Genomic DNA, 20,366 nt, shown 5'->3' on the forward strand with positions numbered 1-20,366 from the left:
CTGGATTTGAGTTGTCGCTGCGGATGTGCCCTCCTGCTGTTTTTCGTCATTAGTGTTTTCCCAACCAGCCTGAAGGCTGAAGTCGTGAACCTGTCCTGGGATAACGACCTGCTTACCGGAACCGATCGCGGCTATACAAACGGGGTACGCTTTTCGTATCTGACAGACACCGCTGACGAGAACGATGGAAAGTCGGCAAGATTTGCCCGGATTCTGCGTGATGAGCTGCGCTTTCTGCCAGGTATTGGAACTGCTGATTCAAAGCAGGCGGTAAGCCTGAGTTTGCGGCAATTCATGGTTACGCCTGAAGATATTACGGTTGAAGGTCCGCAGTTCGACGACATTCCCTATGCCGGCCACCTGTCGCTCAGCGGCACTCTCTGGAGCTGGAACGCCGATACGATTACCGGCTTTGGTGCTCACATTGGCGTTATTGGGCCCGAAAGCGGTGCCGAGTCGGTTCAGAAATGGGTGCACAAAGCCACTGGAAGCGACAAGCCGCAAGGGTGGGGGAATCAGCTTGGAACCGATGTGGTGGGTGGCATACAGGCTGCGCATGGCCGAAAACTGTTGCAAGCCGGGCAGGGCGGCAACATTGAACAGCGTTTGTCTGTGATCGGATCCGGACTACGCTGGTACCTCCTCAGCCATCGCTTTGCCGGGCTCGTTCAAGGATTCAGGCAGTAGCTGGTCAGTATATGTGGGGCTGGAGTATGTAGGCTATTCCTACATCGATGACAATGCCGGGGCTTACCGTTTCGACGAAGGGCCGCTGATTGGTCGGCTTGGTCTGGGCGCTACCTGGCAGTGGGATCACCTACTGGCCGCGGTCACATTGCGTGCCTCGACCAGCGAAGACGAGCGCCATAAAGACAACTTCAGCTTTGGAACACTGTCAGTTTCTTGGGCAATATAGAAAGGTCGGTTTTGACCGTTGCTTACGGGATGTGGTGGCGCTTGTTCCCGCTGTTAAACAAAAGCGAACGTTCAAGATCCTCCACTGCGAACCGGTTTTTAATTCAGTCCTGAAGAACAATGAGCCGCTTCAATGGTTCGGCAATGCAAAGCCATTAGTTAACGAAATAGCGGCCCCATTTGTTCATGAAACCTGTTTATACGCAGTATTTGAGCATGAAGCCATGGACCGTTCCCTGTAGTTTGGCTGTAGGAAGCTCAACCAAGCCTTCCGAGAACCGGAAACGTCGACAACATCCACGACGCAAAGAGTGTCATCCGACCGGTGAGCACCATTACTCCCATTACAACGAGCACCAAGCCAGCAAGCGCTCTCAGCAGTCTACTCCAGCGACTGAGCCAGCGTACTCGTTGCCGAAAGTGTTCAATAAACAGGGCGGTTCCGAGAAAAGGAAGAGCCAACCCCAACGAATACGCCGCCAGATACAGCATGCCCGCCTCAGCATTGGCATGCGTGGAGCTGAGCGCCAATATGGCCCCGAGTATGGGGCCTATACAGGGTGTCCAGCCGATGGCAAACGCGGCGCCAATTCCCCAGGTTGCAAGATCAGGAATTTAGTCTTCAGTAGGGCACCTACTTCGGTATACGCCTATATTTTCGGTTTGAAAATAAGTGAACGTTCATTTATTTTAGGCCGACCAATTTGAAGCGTTGAGCAGACAAATGCGGCAAAGAGACGACTCGAAACGAATAGCCTTCCTGGAAGCTACCGTGAGGGAAGTAGCAGATCACGGTTTTTCAGCAACCTCGGTTGGCAAGATAGCCAAGGCTGCGGGTTTGTCACCAGCCACGCTGTACATCTATTACGAAGATAAAGAACAGCTTTTATTGGCGACATTTTATTACGTCAGCGATCAGGTCATTGATGCGGCGCTGGACAGTTTTTCTCGCGGGAAAGATCTGCGTGAAGGACTGCGACGCCAGTGGCACACACTGTTCCGGATCGGCCTTGAGCGTCCGGAACTATTCCGCTACCACGAGACGTTCACGCATTCTGCTTGGATGACTCCCGAGATCCAGGCACGAAACGAAAGCCGAGCCGCAAATCTTTTGAATGCAGTTGATCAGGGAAAGCAATCCGGGCTGATCAAACCGGTACCTTTTCCACTTCTCGAAACGTTTATGTTCCGCCCGATTTACCACCTCGTTCAACGATGCCTGCAAGGGTCGTTCGAAGGTACCGATGAGCATATCGAATTAGCGTTTAATATGGCTTGGGATGCGGTTGCCGATCGTCGGAATACCTAATTTTTTCTGGAGAGTGACGCGTTATGAAATTCAAGATGGTCAGTACCGCCATGCCCTTGAGAGGCCTACAAGCGCTTGCAATGCTTTCGAGCCTCCTGGTGATGGGATGTTCGGCGGAGGCGCCCCCTCTGACACAGCAAACTGTCTACCCGGTAAAGCTCATGACGCTGGAGCAGGCGCAGTCAGGCACGCTCAATCAGTATCCGGGCAGAGTCTCGGCGTCTGACCATTCAGAACTCTCTTTCAGAGTGGGAGGAGAGCTGACGGAGCTGGCCGTTAAAGCAGGCGACACTGTGGAAAAAGGGGAGGTCGTTGCCCGCCTGGACGATCGGGACGCAAGAACCCGCCTGGAAAACGCCCGGTCAAATTTCAATCTGGCACAGGCCACCTTCGAGCGAATGCGAATATCGTTGGAGCGCCAGGCCATCAGTCAGGCCCGTTTCGATGAGGCCGAGGCCGAGTACCTCTCTGCCAGAGCGCAACTGGCCAGCGCGGAGGACCAACTTTCCTATACCGTTCTCAAAGCGCCATTTGATGGCGTCATTTCACGGGTGCCGGTGGATGTCTTTCAGGTTGTATCAGCGCAGCAGGCCATTGCCGAACTGCAACGGCCCGGCTCTATCGACGTCTCGTTCCAGATGCCTGAACAACAGGTCCGCCGCCTTCAACCACAGAGATCCAGGAACGTTCGCGCCAATGGCAACACTATCGCGTGGGTACAGTTTCCCGAGCTTCCCGATAAACGCTACGCCGCGAGCTACAAAGAGCATGACAGCAATGCCTCTCAGGGGTCGCTCAGTTATGAGGTTACCGTAACGCTCCCTGAACCCGAGGACATCACAGTGCTTTCGGGGATGAGCGCGACCGTTCTGCTTGATTACGGCACATTGGCTGGAGAGAGCGCCCCGTCGTGGCTGATACCAACCGCGGCGCTTGTAACACCTGACGCAGAACCCGGCACTAGCGTGGTTTGGCGATACGTGGCTGCTGCCGATGGTGAGAATGGCGATAACACGGGCAGCGTCGAGCCGGTGGATGTCGAGCCGGGTAAGAAAATGAACGATGGCGTGCTTGTTCGGGGAGAGCTCAGCCCGGGCGACAGAATCGTGGTTGCCGGCGCTCACCGGATGAACAGGGATCGTTCGGTCCGTCCCTGGGAAAAAGAGGGCGGGCTCTGAGATGGTCGATTATTTTCTTGATCGGAAGTCCATCAGCTGGATGGTCACGCTGTTGCTTGGGGTTGGGGGCATGTTCGCGTTTCTGGGTCTTGGCCAGCTTGAATTCCCGGAGTTCACGTTACGTTCCGCCTTGGTGACCACCCAATATCCCGGAGCAACGCCTCTTGAAGTCGAGGAGGAGGTTACGCTGCCTCTGGAAAAAGCGATCCAGCAGATGCCGGGCATCGATGACATTACTTCGGTGAACTCGGACGGCTTGTCGCAGATTACTGTCCAACTCAAGAAGACGGTCAGAGAAGGGGAGTTAGACCAGTATTGGGATATCCTTCGGCGAAAGATTAATGATGCCCAGCCTGGTCTGCCACCAGGCGTGAACACGTCCATCGTGAACGATGACTTTGGCGATGTCTTCGGCCTGCTGCTCACGTTGCGTGGTGACGGCTACTCGCTGAAAGATCTTGGTGACCATGCGGATCTCATTCAGCGAGAACTGCGATTGTTGGAGGGCGTCGCAAAAGTCAGTATCGGTGGTCGTGTCGACGAGCAGATGATCGTGTCACTGGACCGTGACCGTATGCGTGCTCTTGGCATCTCGCCAGAATACCTGGCAAGCCTTCTGAATGCGCAGAATACGGTGGGCAACGCTGGCCACCTGCGCAGTGAAGGGCTGTCGTTATCCGTTCAGCCAACCGGTCAGCTTGATTCCGTTCAGGCACTTGAGCAACTGGCAGTTGGAAGCGCTGATTCGGGTATTATCCGGCTCAGCGATCTGGCCGAAGTTCGCAGGGTGACCAATGACTCACCCGCCTTGCTTTACCACTCTGACGGATTGCCTGCTTTGACCATCGGCGTGTCATTTGCAGAGGGCACCAACGTTGTTGATGTAGGTGAGAGTCTCAATGAGGCTTTGAAACGCCTGGAAAAACAGCAACCCATCGGCATGACACTGAACACAGTGTATAACCAGCCTGAAGTAGTCGAGGAGGCAGTATCTGCTTTTCTCATGAACCTTGCTCAGGCGGTGGGCATTGTCATTATTGTGCTTTTGCTGTTCATGGGGCTGCGAAGTGGCCTGCTCATGGGGCTGATCCTGCTGATTACCATCATGGGTACATTCGTGCTTATGGCAATACACGGTATTCAGCTCCAGAAGATTTCATTGGGTGCGCTGATCATTGCGCTGGGGATGCTGGTCGATAATGCCATCGTCGTCACCGAGGGCATGATGATTGGCCTTTCCAAGGGCAAGTCCAAAAGGCAGGCAGCCAAAGAAGTGGTCTCGCAGAACCGGTACCCGCTGCTCGGCGCTACCGTGATTGCCATTACGGCCTTTGCTCCTATCGGCCTTTCACCAGACACCACCGGAGAATTCATTGGCTCCCTGTTCTGGGTTCTGTGCTACTCGCTTTTCCTGAGCTGGCTGACGGCACTCACTCTGACCCCGTTTTTCTTTGATATGTTCTATCCCGACAAGCTCGAGAGTGTCGGGCAGTCATCCGATAACGACCCCTATAAGGGAATTGTTTTCGTCGTCTTCCGCCGCCTGCTGACCTACGCGATTCATTATCGCTTCGTGACATTAACACTTGCGATCGCGCTTCTGGCTGGGGTTCTATCGTTCTCGGGACAGGTTAAGAATGCTTTCTTCCCGAATGCCACAACGCCACTCTTCTTTGTTGACCTTTGGTTACCCGAGGGCGCCGACATCTTGCAAACCGAAGAGACCGTAAAGCGGCTGGAATCGCGCGTGAATGACATGGACCAGGTCGTTCAGGTGACCAGTGTCACCGGTGGCGGAGCCCAGCGTTTTACGTTGACGTATTCACCGGAGCAGCGATACGCCAGTTTTGGCCAATTGATCGTAGAGACCCGGGATAAGGCGTCGAGAGAGGCCCGTATGGAGGAAGTCATTGAGCAACTGCGTACAGACTTCCCGAACGTGCATTACAAAGTGCAGGCTTTGCAGGTGGGGCCCTCAGCCAAAGCCAGTCTTGAAGCTCGTATCTTTGGAGAAGATCCCGAAGAACTCCGGAAAATCGGTGTGCGCGTGCAGGCAATTTTTGAAAATGAACCTCTGGCCGACAGCGTGCGCTTGTCCTGGGGTAATCGGGAAGCCGTGATCGTACCGGAGTTCCTCGAAGAACAGGCCCGGCGCCTTGGCGTATCTCGCGAATCACTGCACCAGGCGTTGTTGCTGAATAATCAGGGGCAGCAGGTTGGAGTGTACCGTGAGGGGAGCGACCTCATTCCGATCATTATGCGGTCAAGAGAGGAGCAGCGTTTTGACATCGAAAACCTTACCTCGATCAATGTCTGGAGTGAAGAGCAGGGCCGCTATGTCAGCGCGGGCAACGTCATCAATGCCATCAATACGGAACTGCGGGATCCGTTGATAAAACGCAGAAACAGGGAGCGGATGTTGGCGGTTTATGCCGAACCCATGCCTTTGTCGGGGGAGACGGCGGCGAGTGTGCTGGAGAGGATCCGCCCGCAGGTCGACGCGCTGGAGCTTCCCCACGGCTATTCGATTGAGTGGGGTGGAGAGTACGAGACCTCATCCGAAGCTCAGACTTCGCTTTTCTCCTCGCTGCCTCTTGGACTGCTGGGGATGTTCATTATTTCGATGCTGTTGTTCGGTAGCTTCCGACAGGCTCTGTCTATCTGGATGATTGTTCCTCTCATGATGATTGGAATCATTGGTGGACTGGTATTGCTCGGCGCGCCTTTTACATTCATGGCGCTGCTCGGGACTCTGAGTCTGATCGGTATGGTACTGAAGAATGCCATTGTGCTGGTTGAGGAGATCAATATTCAGTTAGAACAGCAGGATGATGCATTCACTGCGGTGGTTGAGGCCGCGGTAAGCCGGGTACGACCTGTGCTTATGGCGGCCGTAACCACCATGTTGGGAATGATTCCTCTGTTCAGCGATGCCTTCTTCGCGAGCATGGCGCTGGTTATCGTGTTCGGTTTGGGTGTTGCAACGGTATTGACGTTAGTGGTGCTGCCAGTGGTGTACTGCACGTTAATGAGAATTTCTTATCATCAATAACGCACCCGCTGTTTTTCAGGCGTCTTTTTTTCCTCCGGACAAGCGATCCGGAGGAAAAAAGCCTCCGGCAATCATTGCATTCATCAGTTCGCCTACTTTTGCACGCAGGTCATCCCTCAACAACCTCATTGCCGGCGTTATTGACTGTCGGGTAGGACAAATCAGCCACAGCTCGGATACCGGCGGCGCATAGCCCGGCATGATGGTGGTGACACGGCCTGCAAGCAGATCATCCGACATATCAAGACACGATTTTATCGCAAGACCGCGGCCAGCAACGCACCACCGGCGAACCAGATCGCCATCGTTTGAGGCGCGATCGCCCGTCATTTTGACTCGATATTCCTCGTCTCCGCGTTTGAACGTCCAGAGGTCAAATGGGATGTCCTGCAACTGATAGAACAGCCCGTTGTGGTTCTCAAGGTCATCAGGATGAATGGGGCGACCATGACGCGACAGGTAATCAGGAGATGCGCAAAGCAGGCGCGGCACATCGCAAATTTTGAAGCCATACAGGTTGGTGTCACTGGGCGCGCCGTAGCGAAGCGCCATGTCGACCGAATCCCGGTAAAAGTCCACGTTGGTGTCAGTAATCTGAACTCTGAGGTTCAAACCTGGATGCGTTGCCATCAATTCGTCGATCCAGGGCACAACGCGGTTACGACCAAGATCGGATGAAACCGAAAGCCGGATTTCGCCTGTTACAGAGTCAACTTCAGATCGAAGGTTCTGTTGCGCCTGGCTCAACAAGTCAATCGCTTGCTTGCAGTAAGGCAAGTATTTCTCGCCGGCGGCAGACAACCGCAACCTTCGCGTGGAGCGTACGAATAACTCTACACCCAGCTCCTGTTCTACGCGCTTTACTGCGGCGCTGGCTGTGGCAGCTCGCATATCAAGACTGGTGGCGGCAGCGGTAATGTTGCGGAATTCAGCGACCCTCAAAACCACGATCAGATCATCAAGACTCATTTTCAAAAATTCTTTGAATATGTTTAACAAATTTTCCCGTTTACCCGAGTGTAAACGGCGACCATACTGCGCGCTACTCGAAAATCATTGCGGAGACAGATAATGAAAGCTGTTGGATATCGGGAATCTCTTCCTATCGAAAACCCTGATGCGCTGCAAAATGTTGAGATGGAGCGTCCCGTCGCAAAAGGCCGGGACCTGTTGGTCAGAGTCAAAGCCATCGCCGTGAACCCCGTTGACTTCAAGGTACGCCAGCAGGCAGAGCCCGAACCAGGCCAGATCAAAGTACTTGGATGGGATGCCGTTGGAGAGGTAGTGGCAATAGGCGAGGGCGCTTCACTCTTCAAAGAAGGTGACACCGTATTTTATGCCGGTGACGTTACCCGTCAGGGCAGCAACGCTGAATACCAGGTTGTCGATGAGCGTCTGGTTGGTCGGAAGCCTGCCAGCCTGTCCGACGCCGATGCTGCGGCGTTGCCCCTGACCACGATAACAGCATGGGAAATGCTGTTTGACCACCTGCAACTTGAGCGACAGTTGGCTGGGACCATCACTCCAAGCGACGATGTGGTACTTGTGATTGGCGCCGCAGGAGGCGTGGGTTCAATTCTAGTTCAATTGATCAAACAGCTGACAGGCGCAAAAGTACTCGCTACGGCATCTCGCCCGGAATCGAAGGCCTGGGTTGAATCATTGGGTGCGGATTTTGTTTTGAATCACCGTGAACCCTTGCAGCCCCAGATCGAAACACTGGTGTCTGCCGGCAAAATTGGTTCTGTAACCCATGTGGCCAGTCTTAACGCCACAGATCAATACTTCGACGATTATGTGGCGGTGCTTAAGCCGTTTGGAAAGATTGCCATGATCGACGATCCTGCAAGTCTGGACGTAATGAAGATCAAGCCGAAGAGTCTATCATTACACATTGAATTCATGTTCGCCCGCTCAATGCACCAGGCGGATGATATGCAGGTTCAGCACGACTTGTTGAATGAGGTCTCACGGCTTGTAGATCAAGGCTTCATCCGCACAACTGCAGGTAAGTACCTCGGAGCGATCAACGCCGAGAATCTACGTGCCGCACACGCCGAACTGGAATCAGGAACCGCCGTTGGCAAGATTGTGCTGGAGGGTTTTGCCTGACGGGTTCTACCCCGTTACTGCGGACATTCCTAAGAAGAGTCACTCTTAAAGAACCCGGCAAACGATCAAGTTGCCCCATTGCTTCAGCACTTGGATCGCCAGCAATGGGGCTATAGATCTTATTTGGATTCGCCCCGGTATACTAGTCTACAAAAAGAGCACAGGAGGGACTGCCATGAGTAGCCAAACCTGTGCCCCGGAATTCAAAGCTGACGCGGTGAAGTGGAGGTATCGGGTTCAGCCGTTGGACTCCAAGCCTTCCAGAATATGCGGCCAGCAGGCTTTGCATCGGCTGCGTAGCAGGTCGCTGTGGCCGATTTCTTTCAAGCCAAAACTGCCTGGTTCCAAAAAATGTTTTTTTATCTGGGCGTTGGGCAGCAGGCGCAGAAAGTCTTCCACGTTTGCAGGCACGGCAATGTGGTCATCTGTTGCGGTTAGCGACAGAACGGGGGCTTTTATATCCGCATAGTGATGCTGCCTTATTTCCTCTCCAAAACTGTTTTCTACGTACCCTGGCGAACGGCACCACTGTCGCCATTGCCTGGCGACACCGGCGGGAAGATCCTCACCGAAACCGATGATTTTGGTCGGCCAGTATCCTTTGACTGCAACGGAGAGCGGTTGCCAACCGTGGAACAGTAGTTTGGCGGCCAGCTTTGTTTTCAGTTTCAGGTTATCGAAATGGCCTGACGATGCTGCAATCAGAACGTAGCTGTCTATTTGAGCGAAGTTGGGCATTAAACCGATCAACTGCGCACCGGCGCTATGGCCAACAAGGCTTACCGGCAGGCCTGGTGCAAGAGCGACGAGTTTTTCTAGCGCTGCCGGCAGGTCCAGCGTACCCCAATCGACCAGGTCGCTAGAGATCTCTGCTAGAGGAATACCGTTGCGAGAATCCCCAATGCCTCTATTGGAAAACGTCAGCACGGCGAAGCCTTGCTCGCTCAGCCAGGTAGCAAAACTGAAATAGACCTGATGTCGAAACCCGGTGGCAGGGGCGATGAGAACGGCACCGCGAGGAACGTCTGTTGCTGGTCTGAAAAAATGCCCGGTGAGCCGATAGCGGTCGTCACAGGTTATTATGGTTTTTTCCATCATTTACCCAATTAGTAAGCCGCTGTTGCCAAAACAATTCGGCAGTTGTGAAATAAAAGAACAATATTCGGTAAAAGAATATTATTTTGTTTTTGCCGAAGCCATCAAAGCCCGCTGCGAAACGAGTGTAGGGGCGATCTATCACCACTTTGGCAACAAGGAGGGTATTTTAAGCGCACTCTTTTTTGCAGCTCAGGATGATCAGCGACAACATCTGGACCGGGAGTTAGCCAACACCAACAGCCTTCGCGAGGCTGTGTATTCAGTTATCTGTAGTTATCTCGACTGGGTTGTCGCCAATCCCGAATGGGCAAGGTTCCTGTATCAGGCGCGATCAGCAGTCGCCAAAGGGCCATTTCAGGAGGAGCTGAAAGATAGGAATGCGAAAGGCTTCCGGGAACTCAAAGCAAAGTTGCTTGGCTTCGGTAACGAAAGTAACAGCATTGTTCAGCCGTTCGAGATCGTAATCTCTCTGATCGTCGGCCCGTCGGAAAATTACTGCAAAGCCTGGCTGGCTGGCCGGGTACAGACTTCGCCTCGGGATTATCGGGAAGAATTCGCGGAATCCGCATGGCGATCGCTTCAGAGGTGATCCAGCTGAAAATATTTGCCTCGCGTTGTTCCTGGATCATATTCCGCCACAATGGGTGATCATGCAAAGCCATAATGAATTGCTCTTCTGGATACGTACAATTTGGAAGCCTGCGCTAAACTTTCGCAGACATCCATATGTTGGCCACTGCGTGATTCCGATGTTTGACTGGCATCTCGCATTCTTTGGTGATTAAGGATTAACGGAGCTCTCTTTCATTATCGGGACGACGCGAATGTTTGAAACTAGTCACCATTTGGTGACCACCACGCCCGCGGCTAGCGTTCAAACAGCAGGTCGGTACGGATGATGTATTTAGTGCCCGAAGTGATCTCCGCTGAACTGTGCAAGCAGTGCAGGGGGTGATGGCCGTGGGGAAAGCACAGAACGCCGCCGGCCGGCGTTCGTACATCGATCTCGCGTACGTTGTCGCTTCGCCTTGCCGGTTTGGTAGGGTCATCTGCATCGACGAGAAAGCGGGTTTCACCACCCTCGAAGTCGTCGCTGAGCAAAATCAGGAACGTCATCTGGCTGAACCGGTCCGGGAAGGCATCCGCAATCAGTCGGTCGTCCACAACTCTGGAGCCGGGCCAGGCACCGTCGATGTGAAACTTGAAGAAATCTCCTTCACGGTAACGATAAAAACGGAAGCGCCGATTGATGCCCAGAGGCTGCTTGTTGCCGAAGAGGTCCAGGTTGTCGGCCACGGCATCGCGCACCCGCTGCCAGATCAGGCGATCGGTCGCTTCATCCACAACCCAAGTCACGTTGTCGTTGTGTCGAACTTCACGAGGCAGTGAGACCGCCGCGTCTTTCAAGTAACCCAGGTTTTCGGTCAGTTCGATGAGGCGGTCACACTCTTCGCGACTAAAGACATTGAGCAACTGATAGGCACCGGGCACTTCCGGAATTTCCCGCCGTGACACCGCCGAGGTCTCACGGCTCTCGTCCAGTTCCGCTGGGTTCGGCACGCTATTTGCCCAAGTCGGTAGCGACGGGTTTTCTGCGCCCGGCTCGCGGGCAACGACGAAAAATGATTCCTGATGCTGTTTCATAATCACCTCTTAAAAGTTCATGACCCGTACTTGAGCGAATTGGCGATGGCCTGCGGCCGAGCCATGAAAGCCAAAGCCACTCTGTTTGGCGCCAACCCAGGGGCTGCCGCCGGCCCCGCCATTGACTGACACCATGCCGGCCTCCAGCTGGTCAGCTACGGCTGCGGCGCCCCGGCCGCCAAAGACCACCGCTCCCAGGCCGTAGATGGAGTCGTTGGCACGGGCGATGGCGTCTTCGATGGCATCAAATTCAGCCATGGCAACGACCGGTCCAAAGGTCTCTTCGCGCTCAAGGAGCATGTCGGGGGTCATGCCATCGACAACCGTGGGTTGAATAAATGGCGCTGGGTAGTCGGCCTTGCCGAGCAGAAAGCGTGCGCCTTTTGTCTCCGCATCCTTGAGATGTCCCAGCACAAGCTGATGCTGGGTAGTGTTGGCGATCGGGCCTATGTTGACGCCCTGTTGATCCCATGGGCCGACCTGGTAAGCCGATGCAGCCGCTACCACCTGGCGTTTGAATTCCTCGGCAACGGTACGGTCGACATACACTCGCTCGGTTGACGTGCACATTTGCCCGGCATTCTCGAACGAGCTGGCAACGGCAAATCGCGCAGCAGCCGACAGATTGGCGTCTTTCATGACAATCAGGGGATCATTACCACCGAGTTCCATGACCAGGCGTTTAACGCCTTCGGCAGCGTCCGCCATGATGCTGCGACCGGTGGCCATCGACCCGGTAAAGGCGATCATATTGATGTCAGATTTCACCAGCGCCTGACCGACGTCTCCGTGGCCGTGGGCAATTTGAATCAGATGCTCGGGCAGATGGTGCTGTAGTGCGCGAACGAACAGATCTGCAACCAGCGGCGTGTGTTCTGAGGGTTTCAGAATGACGCTGTTGCCCGCCATCAGGGCAGGGAGCAGCAAGTTGTTGGCCATGGCCAGTGGATAGTTCCAGGGTGAAATGACGGCAACAACCCCAAGCGGCCGATACTGGATACGGCTGCGGCCTTGGCCTTGTTCGGTTTGCAGGGCAGCGGCGGCCTCCTCAATGAAATAGGGGGCATTCGTTACAGTACCGGCGACCTCATAGGTCGCCCGGCGTGCGTCCTTACCCATTTCCAGGCTGATCAGTCGGGCGAGTTGATTCTGGGCAGACGCCAGCGCATGGTAAGCATCCCTCAGGCGGGTTGCACGCTCTTCTAGCGATAACCGGCCCCAGTTCGCCTGCGCGATCCGACTCCGGCCCACAATTTCTGTCAGCTCGGACCGGGAGGTGATTGGCACCTGTCCGACCGGCTCCTGATTCAACGGATTCAATGACACAAGAAATTCGCTCATGGCTTCCTCAACTAAAGGCGATGACTCGCACTTCCAGGCTGTTTCTGTTGCGGGCGTTGTCCGGTGTGTTCACGGGGTCGGCCGCGGTGTGTGGGGTGCCAAATATGCCCTCGGGGTAACGTGAATCGAAGACTTTCAGCAGCAGGGCCTCGCCGGGTTCCATGTCTGACAGGTAGTACCAGCGATGATCCGGGTTGTAGGAGATCCCGGCTATCTCACCGATGCGATCGGGGTACACCAGTTTGATGCGATGAAAGTCATCCGCAGCCACGGTGTTGATGTCCAGAACAGCCAATGGGGATTCCTCGACACGGTGGCCGACAGGCATCCACAGGTTCACCAACCGGTAGGGGCGGTCGCGAAGCTCTGGTCGTTGTTCGGTCTCTTCCAGCATGCGGTGGAGCGCAGACTTCTCGGTGTAGTCGTTGTGAACAGTCTTCACTGGCGCCCGGTTATGGATGGTTTGGTCCTGACGACTGGTTGACCGATAAGTGTGATCAAAGATCAGCACTTCGCTGGCCTTGAGTCGGTCACGGAGGTACTCGATCACCTGCGGATACAAATGTTCGCGAATGGCGTCGTCATTCTGGTAGTCGTCAAAATCAAAGGCGACCCGGACCGCCTCGAAGCCCTGGTCGTCCAGGTTGAAGTCGTTGGCTTGGTTGCGAATGTCTGTGACGTCAATGTGTCGGGTGTCGACGGATTGAGTGAGCTCGGAGGCACCTGGACCCTTGTATCGCTGGTCGTACTCCAGGTCGCCAACGGGCTGGACGTAGTTGATGCTGAACATGGCTCCTCCTCGCGGGTAGGGTTGCTGGATTCTTGGTTTGCCAGCTTAGGGAGTAGCCGATAGGATTTGAAACAAGGATTTGATGTAAGAGGTACAAGTGAACGCTTTAAACCGGGTAGACCTTAAACAGTTACGAACGCTTCAGTGCCTGCTTCGCGAAGGCAACCTGTCCCGTGTGGCGGATCAACTCGGGGTGACCCAGCAGGCGGTCAGTGACCAGCTGAAAAAGCTCCGCGCCACCTTCAATGATCGCCTGTTTATCCGCAGCGGCAATGGCGTTACTCCGACGGCGTATGCCCGAACGTTGGGGCCGAAGCTGGATCTCATCCTGAATGCCGTTGGCGAGTTGCTGGAGCAGGATGAGTTCAATCCCGCAACAACGACGCGGACCATTACCATCAGCTCCACCGATCTGGAGCAGAAAACCATCCTGCCTTTTCTGATGCAGCGCCTGAGAAGGGAAGCGCCGGGTCTGAGGCTGGCGGTGAAAAAACTTGAGCTGGATGAGATGGCAAATGACCTGCTTGATGGCACCGTGGATCTGGTGTTGACCAATCCGAAGTTTGCGCCACCGAGTTATCCGTCGTTAACCCTGTATTCGGAGCGCTATGTCTGTGTGGCAGGGAAGGCCAATGAGGCAGTTCGCAGCACTATGTCGGTTGCCGAGATCGCTGACATGCCCCAGGTAGTGGTGTCGCCTTCGCGGGGAGACTTTACCGGTGCCGTCCATCGCTGGTTTGAAGACCAGGGGCACCCACGGCAAGCCATGCTCTCGGTACCAACTTTCACGGCGGCCAAAGCAACGATTTCTGAGACTGACCTTGTCGGCTTCATCCCGTCGCGATTGCTGCCCGACGACTCGTTGCGGCCGATTGAGCTGAATGCCGAGATCCCCGGATTCGACGTGATCGCCGTGTGGCACCAGCGCTCATCGCAGGACCCTCTGAATATTTGGATTAGGGATTTACTGGTTCAGGTTTCACGCTGATCTGGAGTAGCGCGATCTCCTGAACTCGAAGTCCGAGCTTGAAGCTGATCTAAATCAGCGCCGTATTCTTTTCCGGGTAACGATGCTCTTTAATCTCACCCAAGAGGTGGGCGAACTGTTCGGGCGTGAGCACGCGCGCCTGGCCGGTCTTGCTCATCGGGAAAGCTCCTACTAAGCCACTCGGATGCGAGGAGAGTAAAGGTAAAATCCGTAATAATATTATTTAAACTGATATTAAACTGCGCATAATGTATATTCAGGGGTCTGTTTTTAAAGGGGTTTTCGGGTCACACCCTGTGCGAAATATCGATCCCAAAAGTCGACAGTAGCTCTCGTTTATGGCGGTAGTAGGTTTCGCGGGACATGAGGAAGTAGGGGTTGTATCCCATCAGCCAAGTGACATAGGTTCCCCGCAATTTGACCGGCAAACGCAGGAAGGTGAGTTGCTGAGCTTTGGTCCCCCCCAAAAAAACTTTAGGGGGAGGGTAAATTTATCAGCCGATTAGATACTTCGCATGGAAGCGAAGGTGCTCCTCAATAAAACTGGCGATGAAGTAGTAGCTGTGGTCGTACCCTTCATGCCGGTTCAGTTCCAGCGGATAGCCACTTTGTTTGGCAGCGGCTTCCAGCATTTCCGGCTTCAACTGCTCGGTCAGGAAGTTGTCCGCTTCGCCTTGGTCCACCAACGCCGGCACAAACTTGCTCGCCTTTTGCATCAGAAAGCTGGCGTCGTACTCGGCCCAGCTGGCGGTGTCTTTACCGAGGTAAGCGCCAAAGGCCTTCTTACCCCACGGGCAATTGACCGGGTTACTGATCGGGCTGAACGCCGAGACGGACTGGAAACGCTCCGGGTTGCGCAGTGCCAGCACCAGTGCTCCGTGCCCACCCATGGAGTGACCAAAGATGGAACGCTGATCGCTCACCGGGAACATATCTTCAATCAGTGCCGGTAATTCGTTGAGCACGTAATCGTACATCCGGTAATGCTTGCTCCAGGGTTCCTGAGTCGCATTTACATAGAACCCGGCGCCCTTACCCAAGTCGTAGCCTTCATCATCGGCGACATCGTCCCCGCGCGGGCTGGTGTCCGGGGCAATAATGGCGACACCCAGTTCGGCAGCCATGCGATGCGCACCGGCTTTTTGCATGAAGTTTTCATCGGTACAGGTCAGCCCGGACAACCAATACAGCGCTGGCACCTTTTTGCCATTGGAGGCCTGCGGCGGCAGGTAGATAGCAAACCGCATCGAACAGTTCAGCGTCTCGGAGTGATGACTGTACTGCTTGTGCCAACCACCAAAACTTTTATTACTGCTCAGATTTTCAATAGTCATTGCAACCTCTCAACAAAACGGTCGCCCGCCTGACTGGCAGGCGACCAGATTTCATTACTTGTCGTAGTGAATAACGGTACGGATGCTCTTGCCTTCGTGCATCAGATCAAACGCCTTGTTGATATCTTCCAGCCCCATGGTGTGGGTGATGAAATCGTTCAACTTGAATTCACCTTGCATGTACCGCTCAACGATGCCCGGCAGCTCGGAACGGCCCTTCACGCCACCAAAGGCAGAGCCTTTCCAGACCCGACCGGTCACCAGCTGGAACGGACGCGTGGAAATTTCCTGGCCGGCGCCCGCAACACCGATAACCACCGACTCACCCCAGCCTTTGTGGCAGCATTCCAGTGCTGAACGCATTACATCTACGTTGCCGATGCACTCGAAGGAATAATCCACACCGCCGTCGGTCAGTTCTACGATCACTTCCTGAATCGGCTTGTCGTAATCTTTCGGGTTGATGCAGTCGGTCGCGCCCAACTGGCGGGCCAGCTCAAATTTGCTCTCGTTGATGTCGATAGCAATGATGCGGCTGGCTTTAGCCATGGTGGCACCAATCACCGCCGACAGGCCGATGCCGCCCATACCGAAGATGGCCACGGTAGCGCCCTCTTCTACTTTGGCGGTGTTCATCACCGCACCCATGCCGGTGGTTACGCCACAACCGAGCAAGCACACTTCTTCCAATGGCGCTTCTTTGTTCACTTTTGCCAGAGAAATCTCGGGCAGTACGGTGTACTCGGAGAAGGTTGAGCAACCCATGTAGTGATAGATCGGCTCGCCGTTTAACGAGAAACGAGTGGTGCCGTCTGGCATCAGGCCCTTGCCCTGGGTTTCACGAATCTTCCCGCACAGGTTGGTTTTACCAGAGGTGCAGAATTTACATTCGCCGCACTCAGGGGTGTACAGCGGAATAACGTGGTCACCCACTTTCAGGCTTGTAACGCCTTCGCCTACCGACTCAACAATACCTCCGCCTTCGTGGCCGAGAATGGTCGGGAAAATGCCTTCGGGATCTTCGCCAGACAAGGTAAACGCATCGGTATGACACACACCGCTAGCGATCACCCGGATACGTACTTCGCCAGCTTGAGGCGGCATCACATCCACTTCTTCAATGGACAGAGGTTGTTTCGGGCCCCAGGCGATAGCGGCTTTAGATTTGATGGTCTGAGTCATGTTGTGTGCTCCAGATTTTGTCGGGCTTCGGCAGGTTCTTCTGCCATGTTGATGGGATCATTGTATTATTATTCTTAAGATAGATAATCGGCCAATTAATCAAATCACCTTTACTGTATAGTAACAATGAACCGTATTTTGTTTGCTGGCGGCATTTTGTATCTAAGCTCACCCAAGTCGTAACGCAAGGAACTGAACATGTTTATTTGGGAAGGGGTCAGTGAGTTTGTGGCGGTCGCGGAAGCCGAAAGTTTTACCGCTGCGGCGAAACGATTGGGCATTTCCACAGCTCAGGTGAGCCGGCAGGTCAGCGCACTGGAATCCCGGCTTTCGACCAAACTGCTGTATCGCACCACCCGCAAGGTTTCGGTGACGGAAGCCGGCCAAACCTACTACCAGTATTGCCGCCAGGTACTCGATGGTCTGGAAGAGGCCGAGCGGGCCATGACCAACCTGCAACTTATCCCCAAGGGAAAATTACGGCTGACCGCACCGGTGACCTATGGCGAGAAGGTGATCGCCCCCTTGGTGAACGATTTCATCCTGCGCTACCCGGAGTTGGAGGTGCAGCTGAATCTGACCAACCAGAAGTTGGATCTGGTCGGTGGCGGTTACGATTTGGCGATTCGGCTGGGAAAACTGGAAGATTCATCCATGATGGCCAAGCGGTTGTCGTCACGAACCTTATACGTGTGCGCCTCGCCGGAATACTTATCCACCTATGGTGTGCCGCATTCGCTTTCGGAACTGGACCGGCACAATTGTTTGCAAGGCAATCTGGATTACTGGCGCTTTCAGGACCGAGGTAAGCCCTACAACGTTCGCGTTAAAGGCAACATGAAGTGCGACAGCGGTTGGGCGTTGCTGGACGCGGCCCTGAAAGGCATCGGGATCGTGCAACTTCCCGATTATTACGTTCAGCCGTCATTGGCCTGTGGAAAACTTATGAACTTGCTGGAACATTATCAAGAAGCCGACGATGGAATCTGGGCGATTTATCCACATAACCGGCATTTATCCCCAAAAGTGCGGATGCTGCTGGATTTCCTGGACGAATCGTTAAGTTAAATTCTGTGGGGCAGTAGTTTTGTCAGTTTGTCCAAATGCGCCGTTTGGCCTGCGTCAGTTTCGCGGCGGTCTCCAGCCGTACATATACCAAACGCCTCTGGTCATCCGCCGCGTCGCAACTCCCTGACACCCCGGCCCAGCTTGCGGCGCAACAGGGCCCGCAGGGTCACCCCATCCGAGTACCCGACCTGTGCGGCGACTTGGTCGACGCTCGCGTTTCCGGTGCGCAAGAGATGGACGGCATGCTCCACGCGCAGGTCCTGGAAATACGACAACGGTGTCTTGCCCAAAACGCTTTGCAGCCGCCGCGCCAAGGTGCGCTCGCTTGTGCCCGCGGCGCTGGCCGCCTCGGCCAGCGAGAACCCCTTCGCGAGCTGACTTCTGGCCCAGCACTCGAAGCGCTCCACCATCGGGTCGGCATGCGCAAGGTGGTCGGGAATCACGAACTCGGCTTGCGAACTGCGTGCCTCGACCAGCAGATAGCGTGCTACTAGGGCCGCCAGCGCCGGACTGCGCCCCCGGATGATGCGCAAGGCCAGGTCGACGTGGGCCAAAGCGGCACCCGCGGTAGTGAAGCGTGTCGAGTTCACGATCATGCGTGACTCGTCCAGCGTGACGTTCGGATAGCGCTGCCGAAACATCGGCCCCAGCCACCATGACGTCGTCGCACGATGCCCATCAAGCAGGCCACTCTCTGCAAGTAAGAAACTACCGGAGCAGGCGGCACCAAGGTGCGCGCCAGCGGTGGACCACAGCTGTAGCGCGGCGACCGCATCGGGCACGTCGGGGCGTGTGAGCCGAGCCGAGAGCGTGTCAGGCATCTTCTCACCAAACGCGGGCACGAGCACGACGTCTGGTTCCGGCACACCACGCGCAGTGACCACGGGGACCGTCAAGCCCTGCGCCGTTAGGATGCGACGCCGCACGCCCACCAGCGTGAGCTCTATGTGCGCGGGAGCCTGTGGCAGCGAGCTCGACATCGCATTGGCCAAGCCCACTGTGTCAGTGAGCGCCGCAAGCCCCAGATCAAACACGCCATCACAAACAAGGATATGAAGTTTCATGGCAATAATGATATCAAAGTTGTCATTTTTGTCTATATAAATGGTTGTCATGAAGACTTAGACTGCAGGCTCGTCGGTGCTCTCACCTAAACCATTTACCCAAAGGATTACAATATGACCAAGCTCGCCCTGTTTGTTCGCCTCGAAGCCAAACCCGGCCAGGAGGCTGCGCTTGCCGACTTCCTGGCCAGCGCACTGCCGCTCGCCAACGCCGAATCCGGCACCACTGCCTGGTTTGCATTGAAGTTTGGCCCTTCGACGTTCGGTGTGTTCGACGCCTTTGCCGATGAGGCAGGTCGCCAGGCGCATCTGAACGGCCAGATCGCCGCGGCCTTGATGGCCAACGCCGCGACCTTGCTCAGTTCTCCGCCCAATATCGAGAAGGTCGAACTGCTTGCAGCCAAACTGCCTGCATGACAACCCGGCCTTGACTCAATCAGGTCACGCTGCGTAGGGCCACACGGCCCTACGCAGCCCCCCTCGATTGCCGGAGGGATGTTCGGCGACAATTAGGATGACCAGTTGACGACAATTCTCTTGGCAGCCAGCCTTCTGATTTTAACAAGGTCGATAATACTGATGCCTGTAGTTGCCCCAACTAAACTGAGCACCATCTTGCCAGTTCAGCCCGGTATTCCCCGGTGGCATTTCAGACTCTTGTGCGGGTGGCTGCGATTATAGTCTCAGATCCATTTCGGCAATCTGGCCATCACAGTGGCTGGATCAGGAAGGTCGTACAGGTATACATCGCCCCGCTTAAACGTCTTCACAAAAGCCTCCGCTATGCCGTTACTATGAGGGCTTCGCGCGGGTGTGATATACACCACAAAACCCAGAGCGGATGCGAAGACTCGCGTTTCTTTGGCAATGTAGCAGTTGCCATTATCCGTCAGCCATTCCAGAGATTGTGGCACCCACTTCGACTAGCCGAACCGGTATTTCGGGCTTTCCCGCAGTACTCCTGTTACCTGCTTCCAACTTTTAATTCATTATGATCTTAGTAATGTTCATCACCAGAGATAGGTTCCGGAGGCGAGGTTGTGCCACAGAGTTGGCAGGGTGAAATCAGTGCAAAGGTCTTGAAAGTGTGTGCTAGCTCAATAGCGTAAAATAGCCGGGCACTGTCAGGGCACCATTTGGGCACAAGCCAAAAAAAAGGACCTGCGCTTTCACGCAAGTCCTTGATATTCATGGCGCGCCCGAGAGGATTCGAACCTCTGACCTCTGCCTCCGGAGGGCAGCGCTCTATCCAGCTGAGCTACGGGCGCATTCGAAACGGTTGATTGCTCGC

At 54.8% G+C, this 20,366-nt stretch carries 20 protein-coding genes, 1 tRNA gene and 1 pseudogene; 10 read left to right on the plus strand and 12 right to left on the minus strand.

Annotated features, from left to right (window positions below; genetic code table 11):
* Nucleotides 1-84: 84 nt before the first annotated feature.
* Together QPL95_RS06690 and QPL95_RS06695 are read left to right on the plus strand one after the other, a co-directional pair.
* On the plus strand, nt 85-687 hold the full coding sequence (locus tag QPL95_RS06690; protein ID WP_303290228.1) for a lipid A deacylase LpxR family protein: 603 nt from the start codon (nt 85-87) through the stop codon (nt 685-687).
* A 13-nt stretch (nt 688-700) separates the two neighbouring features.
* Nucleotides 701-916, plus strand: coding sequence for a lipid A-modifier LpxR family protein (locus QPL95_RS06695; protein WP_303290229.1), 216 nt, complete (start codon nt 701-703; stop codon nt 914-916).
* Between the two features lie 257 nt (nt 917-1,173).
* Here QPL95_RS06695 and QPL95_RS06700 read toward each other — a convergent pair whose 3' ends face one another.
* Nucleotides 1,174-1,530: a cytochrome c biogenesis CcdA family protein gene (locus QPL95_RS06700; RefSeq protein ID WP_223268841.1), complete on the minus strand. Its 357-nt coding sequence runs from the start codon at nt 1,528-1,530 to the stop codon at nt 1,174-1,176.
* 157 nt (nt 1,531-1,687) lie between these two features.
* Between QPL95_RS06700 and QPL95_RS06705 the strand changes: the two genes are divergently transcribed.
* From QPL95_RS06705 to QPL95_RS06715, 3 genes are read left to right on the plus strand one after another with little or no spacing between them, the layout of a single operon-like run.
* Nucleotides 1,688-2,224, plus strand: coding sequence for a TetR/AcrR family transcriptional regulator (locus tag QPL95_RS06705; protein ID WP_014420756.1), 537 nt, complete (start codon nt 1,688-1,690; stop codon nt 2,222-2,224).
* Between the two features lie 23 nt (nt 2,225-2,247).
* Nucleotides 2,248-3,402: an efflux RND transporter periplasmic adaptor subunit gene (locus tag QPL95_RS06710; RefSeq protein WP_008172291.1), complete on the plus strand. Its 1,155-nt coding sequence runs from the start codon at nt 2,248-2,250 to the stop codon at nt 3,400-3,402.
* 1 nt (nt 3,403) lies between these two features.
* On the plus strand, nt 3,404-6,454 hold the full coding sequence (locus tag QPL95_RS06715) for an efflux RND transporter permease subunit (protein WP_014420757.1): 3,051 nt from the start codon (nt 3,404-3,406) through the stop codon (nt 6,452-6,454).
* 15 nt (nt 6,455-6,469) lie between these two features.
* Here QPL95_RS06715 and QPL95_RS06720 read toward each other — a convergent pair whose 3' ends face one another.
* Nucleotides 6,470-7,423, minus strand: coding sequence for a LysR family transcriptional regulator (locus QPL95_RS06720; protein WP_303290230.1), 954 nt, complete (start codon nt 7,421-7,423; stop codon nt 6,470-6,472).
* A gap of 102 nt (nt 7,424-7,525) precedes the next feature.
* Between QPL95_RS06720 and QPL95_RS06725 the strand changes: the two genes are divergently transcribed.
* Complete coding sequence (locus tag QPL95_RS06725; RefSeq protein WP_303290231.1) at nt 7,526-8,566, plus strand: zinc-binding alcohol dehydrogenase family protein; 1,041 nt, start codon at nt 7,526-7,528, stop codon at nt 8,564-8,566.
* Nucleotides 8,567-8,803: 237 nt separating this feature from the next.
* On the opposite strand, the gene QPL95_RS06730 is transcribed toward QPL95_RS06725, so the two are convergent.
* Nucleotides 8,804-9,661, minus strand: coding sequence for an alpha/beta fold hydrolase (locus QPL95_RS06730; RefSeq protein ID WP_303290232.1), 858 nt, complete (start codon nt 9,659-9,661; stop codon nt 8,804-8,806).
* Between QPL95_RS06730 and QPL95_RS06735 the strand changes: the two genes are divergently transcribed.
* Nucleotides 9,648-10,253, plus strand: a complete 606-nt coding sequence (locus QPL95_RS06735; RefSeq protein WP_303290233.1) for a TetR/AcrR family transcriptional regulator — start codon at nt 9,648-9,650, stop codon at nt 10,251-10,253. The two genes, QPL95_RS06730 and QPL95_RS06735, sit on opposite strands and share 14 nt — an antisense overlap.
* Nucleotides 10,254-10,531: 278 nt before the next feature.
* On the opposite strand, the gene QPL95_RS06740 is transcribed toward QPL95_RS06735, so the two are convergent.
* The 3 genes from QPL95_RS06740 to QPL95_RS06750 are packed head-to-tail and all read right to left on the minus strand — an operon-like array spanning nt 10,532 to nt 13,439.
* Nucleotides 10,532-11,308: a 2OG-Fe(II) oxygenase gene (locus tag QPL95_RS06740; protein WP_126811260.1), complete on the minus strand. Its 777-nt coding sequence runs from the start codon at nt 11,306-11,308 to the stop codon at nt 10,532-10,534.
* 9 nt (nt 11,309-11,317) lie between these two features.
* On the minus strand, nt 11,318-12,649 hold the full coding sequence (locus tag QPL95_RS06745) for an aldehyde dehydrogenase (RefSeq protein ID WP_278367635.1): 1,332 nt from the start codon (nt 12,647-12,649) through the stop codon (nt 11,318-11,320).
* Between the two features lie 7 nt (nt 12,650-12,656).
* Complete coding sequence (locus QPL95_RS06750; RefSeq protein ID WP_054490020.1) at nt 12,657-13,439, minus strand: CmcJ/NvfI family oxidoreductase; 783 nt, start codon at nt 13,437-13,439, stop codon at nt 12,657-12,659.
* 97 nt (nt 13,440-13,536) lie between these two features.
* Here QPL95_RS06750 and QPL95_RS06755 point away from each other — a divergent pair, with 97 nt between their 5' ends.
* Complete coding sequence (locus QPL95_RS06755) at nt 13,537-14,427, plus strand: LysR family transcriptional regulator (RefSeq protein ID WP_126811256.1); 891 nt, start codon at nt 13,537-13,539, stop codon at nt 14,425-14,427.
* A gap of 287 nt (nt 14,428-14,714) precedes the next feature.
* Here QPL95_RS06755 and QPL95_RS18525 read toward each other — a convergent pair whose 3' ends face one another.
* Genes QPL95_RS18525 through QPL95_RS06765 form a run of 3 tightly spaced genes read right to left on the minus strand, consistent with a single transcriptional unit; the run spans nt 14,715 to nt 16,943 of the window.
* Complete coding sequence (locus tag QPL95_RS18525; RefSeq protein WP_368389729.1) at nt 14,715-14,894, minus strand: phage/plasmid replication protein; 180 nt, start codon at nt 14,892-14,894, stop codon at nt 14,715-14,717.
* Nucleotides 14,895-14,921: 27 nt separating this feature from the next.
* Nucleotides 14,922-15,761 carry an S-formylglutathione hydrolase gene (gene fghA, locus QPL95_RS06760; protein ID WP_303290235.1) on the minus strand — a complete coding sequence of 280 codons (840 nt, stop codon included), beginning with the start codon at nt 15,759-15,761 and terminating at the stop codon, nt 14,922-14,924.
* Nucleotides 15,762-15,815: 54 nt separating this feature from the next.
* Nucleotides 15,816-16,943, minus strand: coding sequence for an S-(hydroxymethyl)glutathione dehydrogenase/class III alcohol dehydrogenase (locus QPL95_RS06765; RefSeq protein ID WP_008175541.1), 1,128 nt, complete (start codon nt 16,941-16,943; stop codon nt 15,816-15,818).
* A 198-nt stretch (nt 16,944-17,141) separates the two neighbouring features.
* Between QPL95_RS06765 and QPL95_RS06770 the strand changes: the two genes are divergently transcribed.
* Nucleotides 17,142-18,011 carry a LysR substrate-binding domain-containing protein gene (locus QPL95_RS06770; RefSeq protein WP_123634556.1) on the plus strand — a complete coding sequence of 290 codons (870 nt, stop codon included), beginning with the start codon at nt 17,142-17,144 and terminating at the stop codon, nt 18,009-18,011.
* Between the two features lie 101 nt (nt 18,012-18,112).
* On the opposite strand, the gene QPL95_RS06775 is transcribed toward QPL95_RS06770, so the two are convergent.
* Entirely contained in the window at nt 18,113-19,126 is a 1,014-nt protein-coding gene (locus QPL95_RS06775; protein WP_303290236.1) for a GlxA family transcriptional regulator, read from the minus strand.
* 63 nt (nt 19,127-19,189) lie between these two features.
* Here QPL95_RS06775 and QPL95_RS06780 point away from each other — a divergent pair, with 63 nt between their 5' ends.
* Nucleotides 19,190-19,492 (plus strand): putative quinol monooxygenase, encoded by a 303-nt coding sequence (locus tag QPL95_RS06780; RefSeq protein ID WP_007182542.1) that lies wholly within the window; start codon nt 19,190-19,192, stop codon nt 19,490-19,492.
* A gap of 181 nt (nt 19,493-19,673) precedes the next feature.
* Here QPL95_RS06780 and QPL95_RS06785 read toward each other — a convergent pair.
* Nucleotides 19,674-20,034 (minus strand): annotated as a pseudogene (locus QPL95_RS06785) (integrase core domain-containing protein); the annotation flags it as partial.
* Nucleotides 20,035-20,266: 232 nt separating this feature from the next.
* Nucleotides 20,267-20,343 (minus strand) — tRNA-Arg (locus QPL95_RS06790).
* Nucleotides 20,344-20,366: the final 23 nt, after the last annotated feature.

Source organism: Marinobacter sp. SS5-14b, assembly GCF_030541005.1.
Lineage (GTDB): Bacteria > Pseudomonadota > Gammaproteobacteria > Pseudomonadales > Oleiphilaceae > Marinobacter.

Excerpts from the sequence above, each read along its gene's own strand:
- QPL95_RS06740 (WP_126811260.1), bottom strand. The coding sequence starts at position 11,308 with ATGAAACAGCATCAGGAATCATTTTTCGTCGTTGCCCGCGAGCCGGGC.
- QPL95_RS06770 (WP_123634556.1), top strand. The coding sequence starts at position 17,142 with ATGTTTATTTGGGAAGGGGTCAGTGAGTTTGTGGCGGTCGCGGAAGCC.
- QPL95_RS06735 (WP_303290233.1), top strand. The coding sequence starts at position 9,648 with ATGGTTTTTTCCATCATTTACCCAATTAGTAAGCCGCTGTTGCCAAAA.
- QPL95_RS06750 (WP_054490020.1), bottom strand. The coding sequence starts at position 13,439 with ATGTTCAGCATCAACTACGTCCAGCCCGTTGGCGACCTGGAGTACGAC.
- QPL95_RS06775 (WP_303290236.1), bottom strand. The coding sequence starts at position 19,126 with ATGACAACCATTTATATAGACAAAAATGACAACTTTGATATCATTATT.
- QPL95_RS06725 (WP_303290231.1), top strand. The coding sequence starts at position 7,526 with ATGAAAGCTGTTGGATATCGGGAATCTCTTCCTATCGAAAACCCTGAT.
- QPL95_RS06710 (WP_008172291.1), top strand. The coding sequence starts at position 2,248 with ATGAAATTCAAGATGGTCAGTACCGCCATGCCCTTGAGAGGCCTACAA.
- fghA (WP_303290235.1), bottom strand. The coding sequence starts at position 15,761 with ATGACTATTGAAAATCTGAGCAGTAATAAAAGTTTTGGTGGTTGGCAC.
- QPL95_RS06715 (WP_014420757.1), top strand. The coding sequence starts at position 3,404 with ATGGTCGATTATTTTCTTGATCGGAAGTCCATCAGCTGGATGGTCACG.
- QPL95_RS06730 (WP_303290232.1), bottom strand. The coding sequence starts at position 9,661 with ATGGAAAAAACCATAATAACCTGTGACGACCGCTATCGGCTCACCGGG.
- QPL95_RS06745 (WP_278367635.1), bottom strand. The coding sequence starts at position 12,649 with ATGAGCGAATTTCTTGTGTCATTGAATCCGTTGAATCAGGAGCCGGTC.
- QPL95_RS06780 (WP_007182542.1), top strand. The coding sequence starts at position 19,190 with ATGACCAAGCTCGCCCTGTTTGTTCGCCTCGAAGCCAAACCCGGCCAG.
- QPL95_RS06720 (WP_303290230.1), bottom strand. The coding sequence starts at position 7,423 with ATGAGTCTTGATGATCTGATCGTGGTTTTGAGGGTCGCTGAATTCCGC.
- QPL95_RS06765 (WP_008175541.1), bottom strand. The coding sequence starts at position 16,943 with ATGACTCAGACCATCAAATCTAAAGCCGCTATCGCCTGGGGCCCGAAA.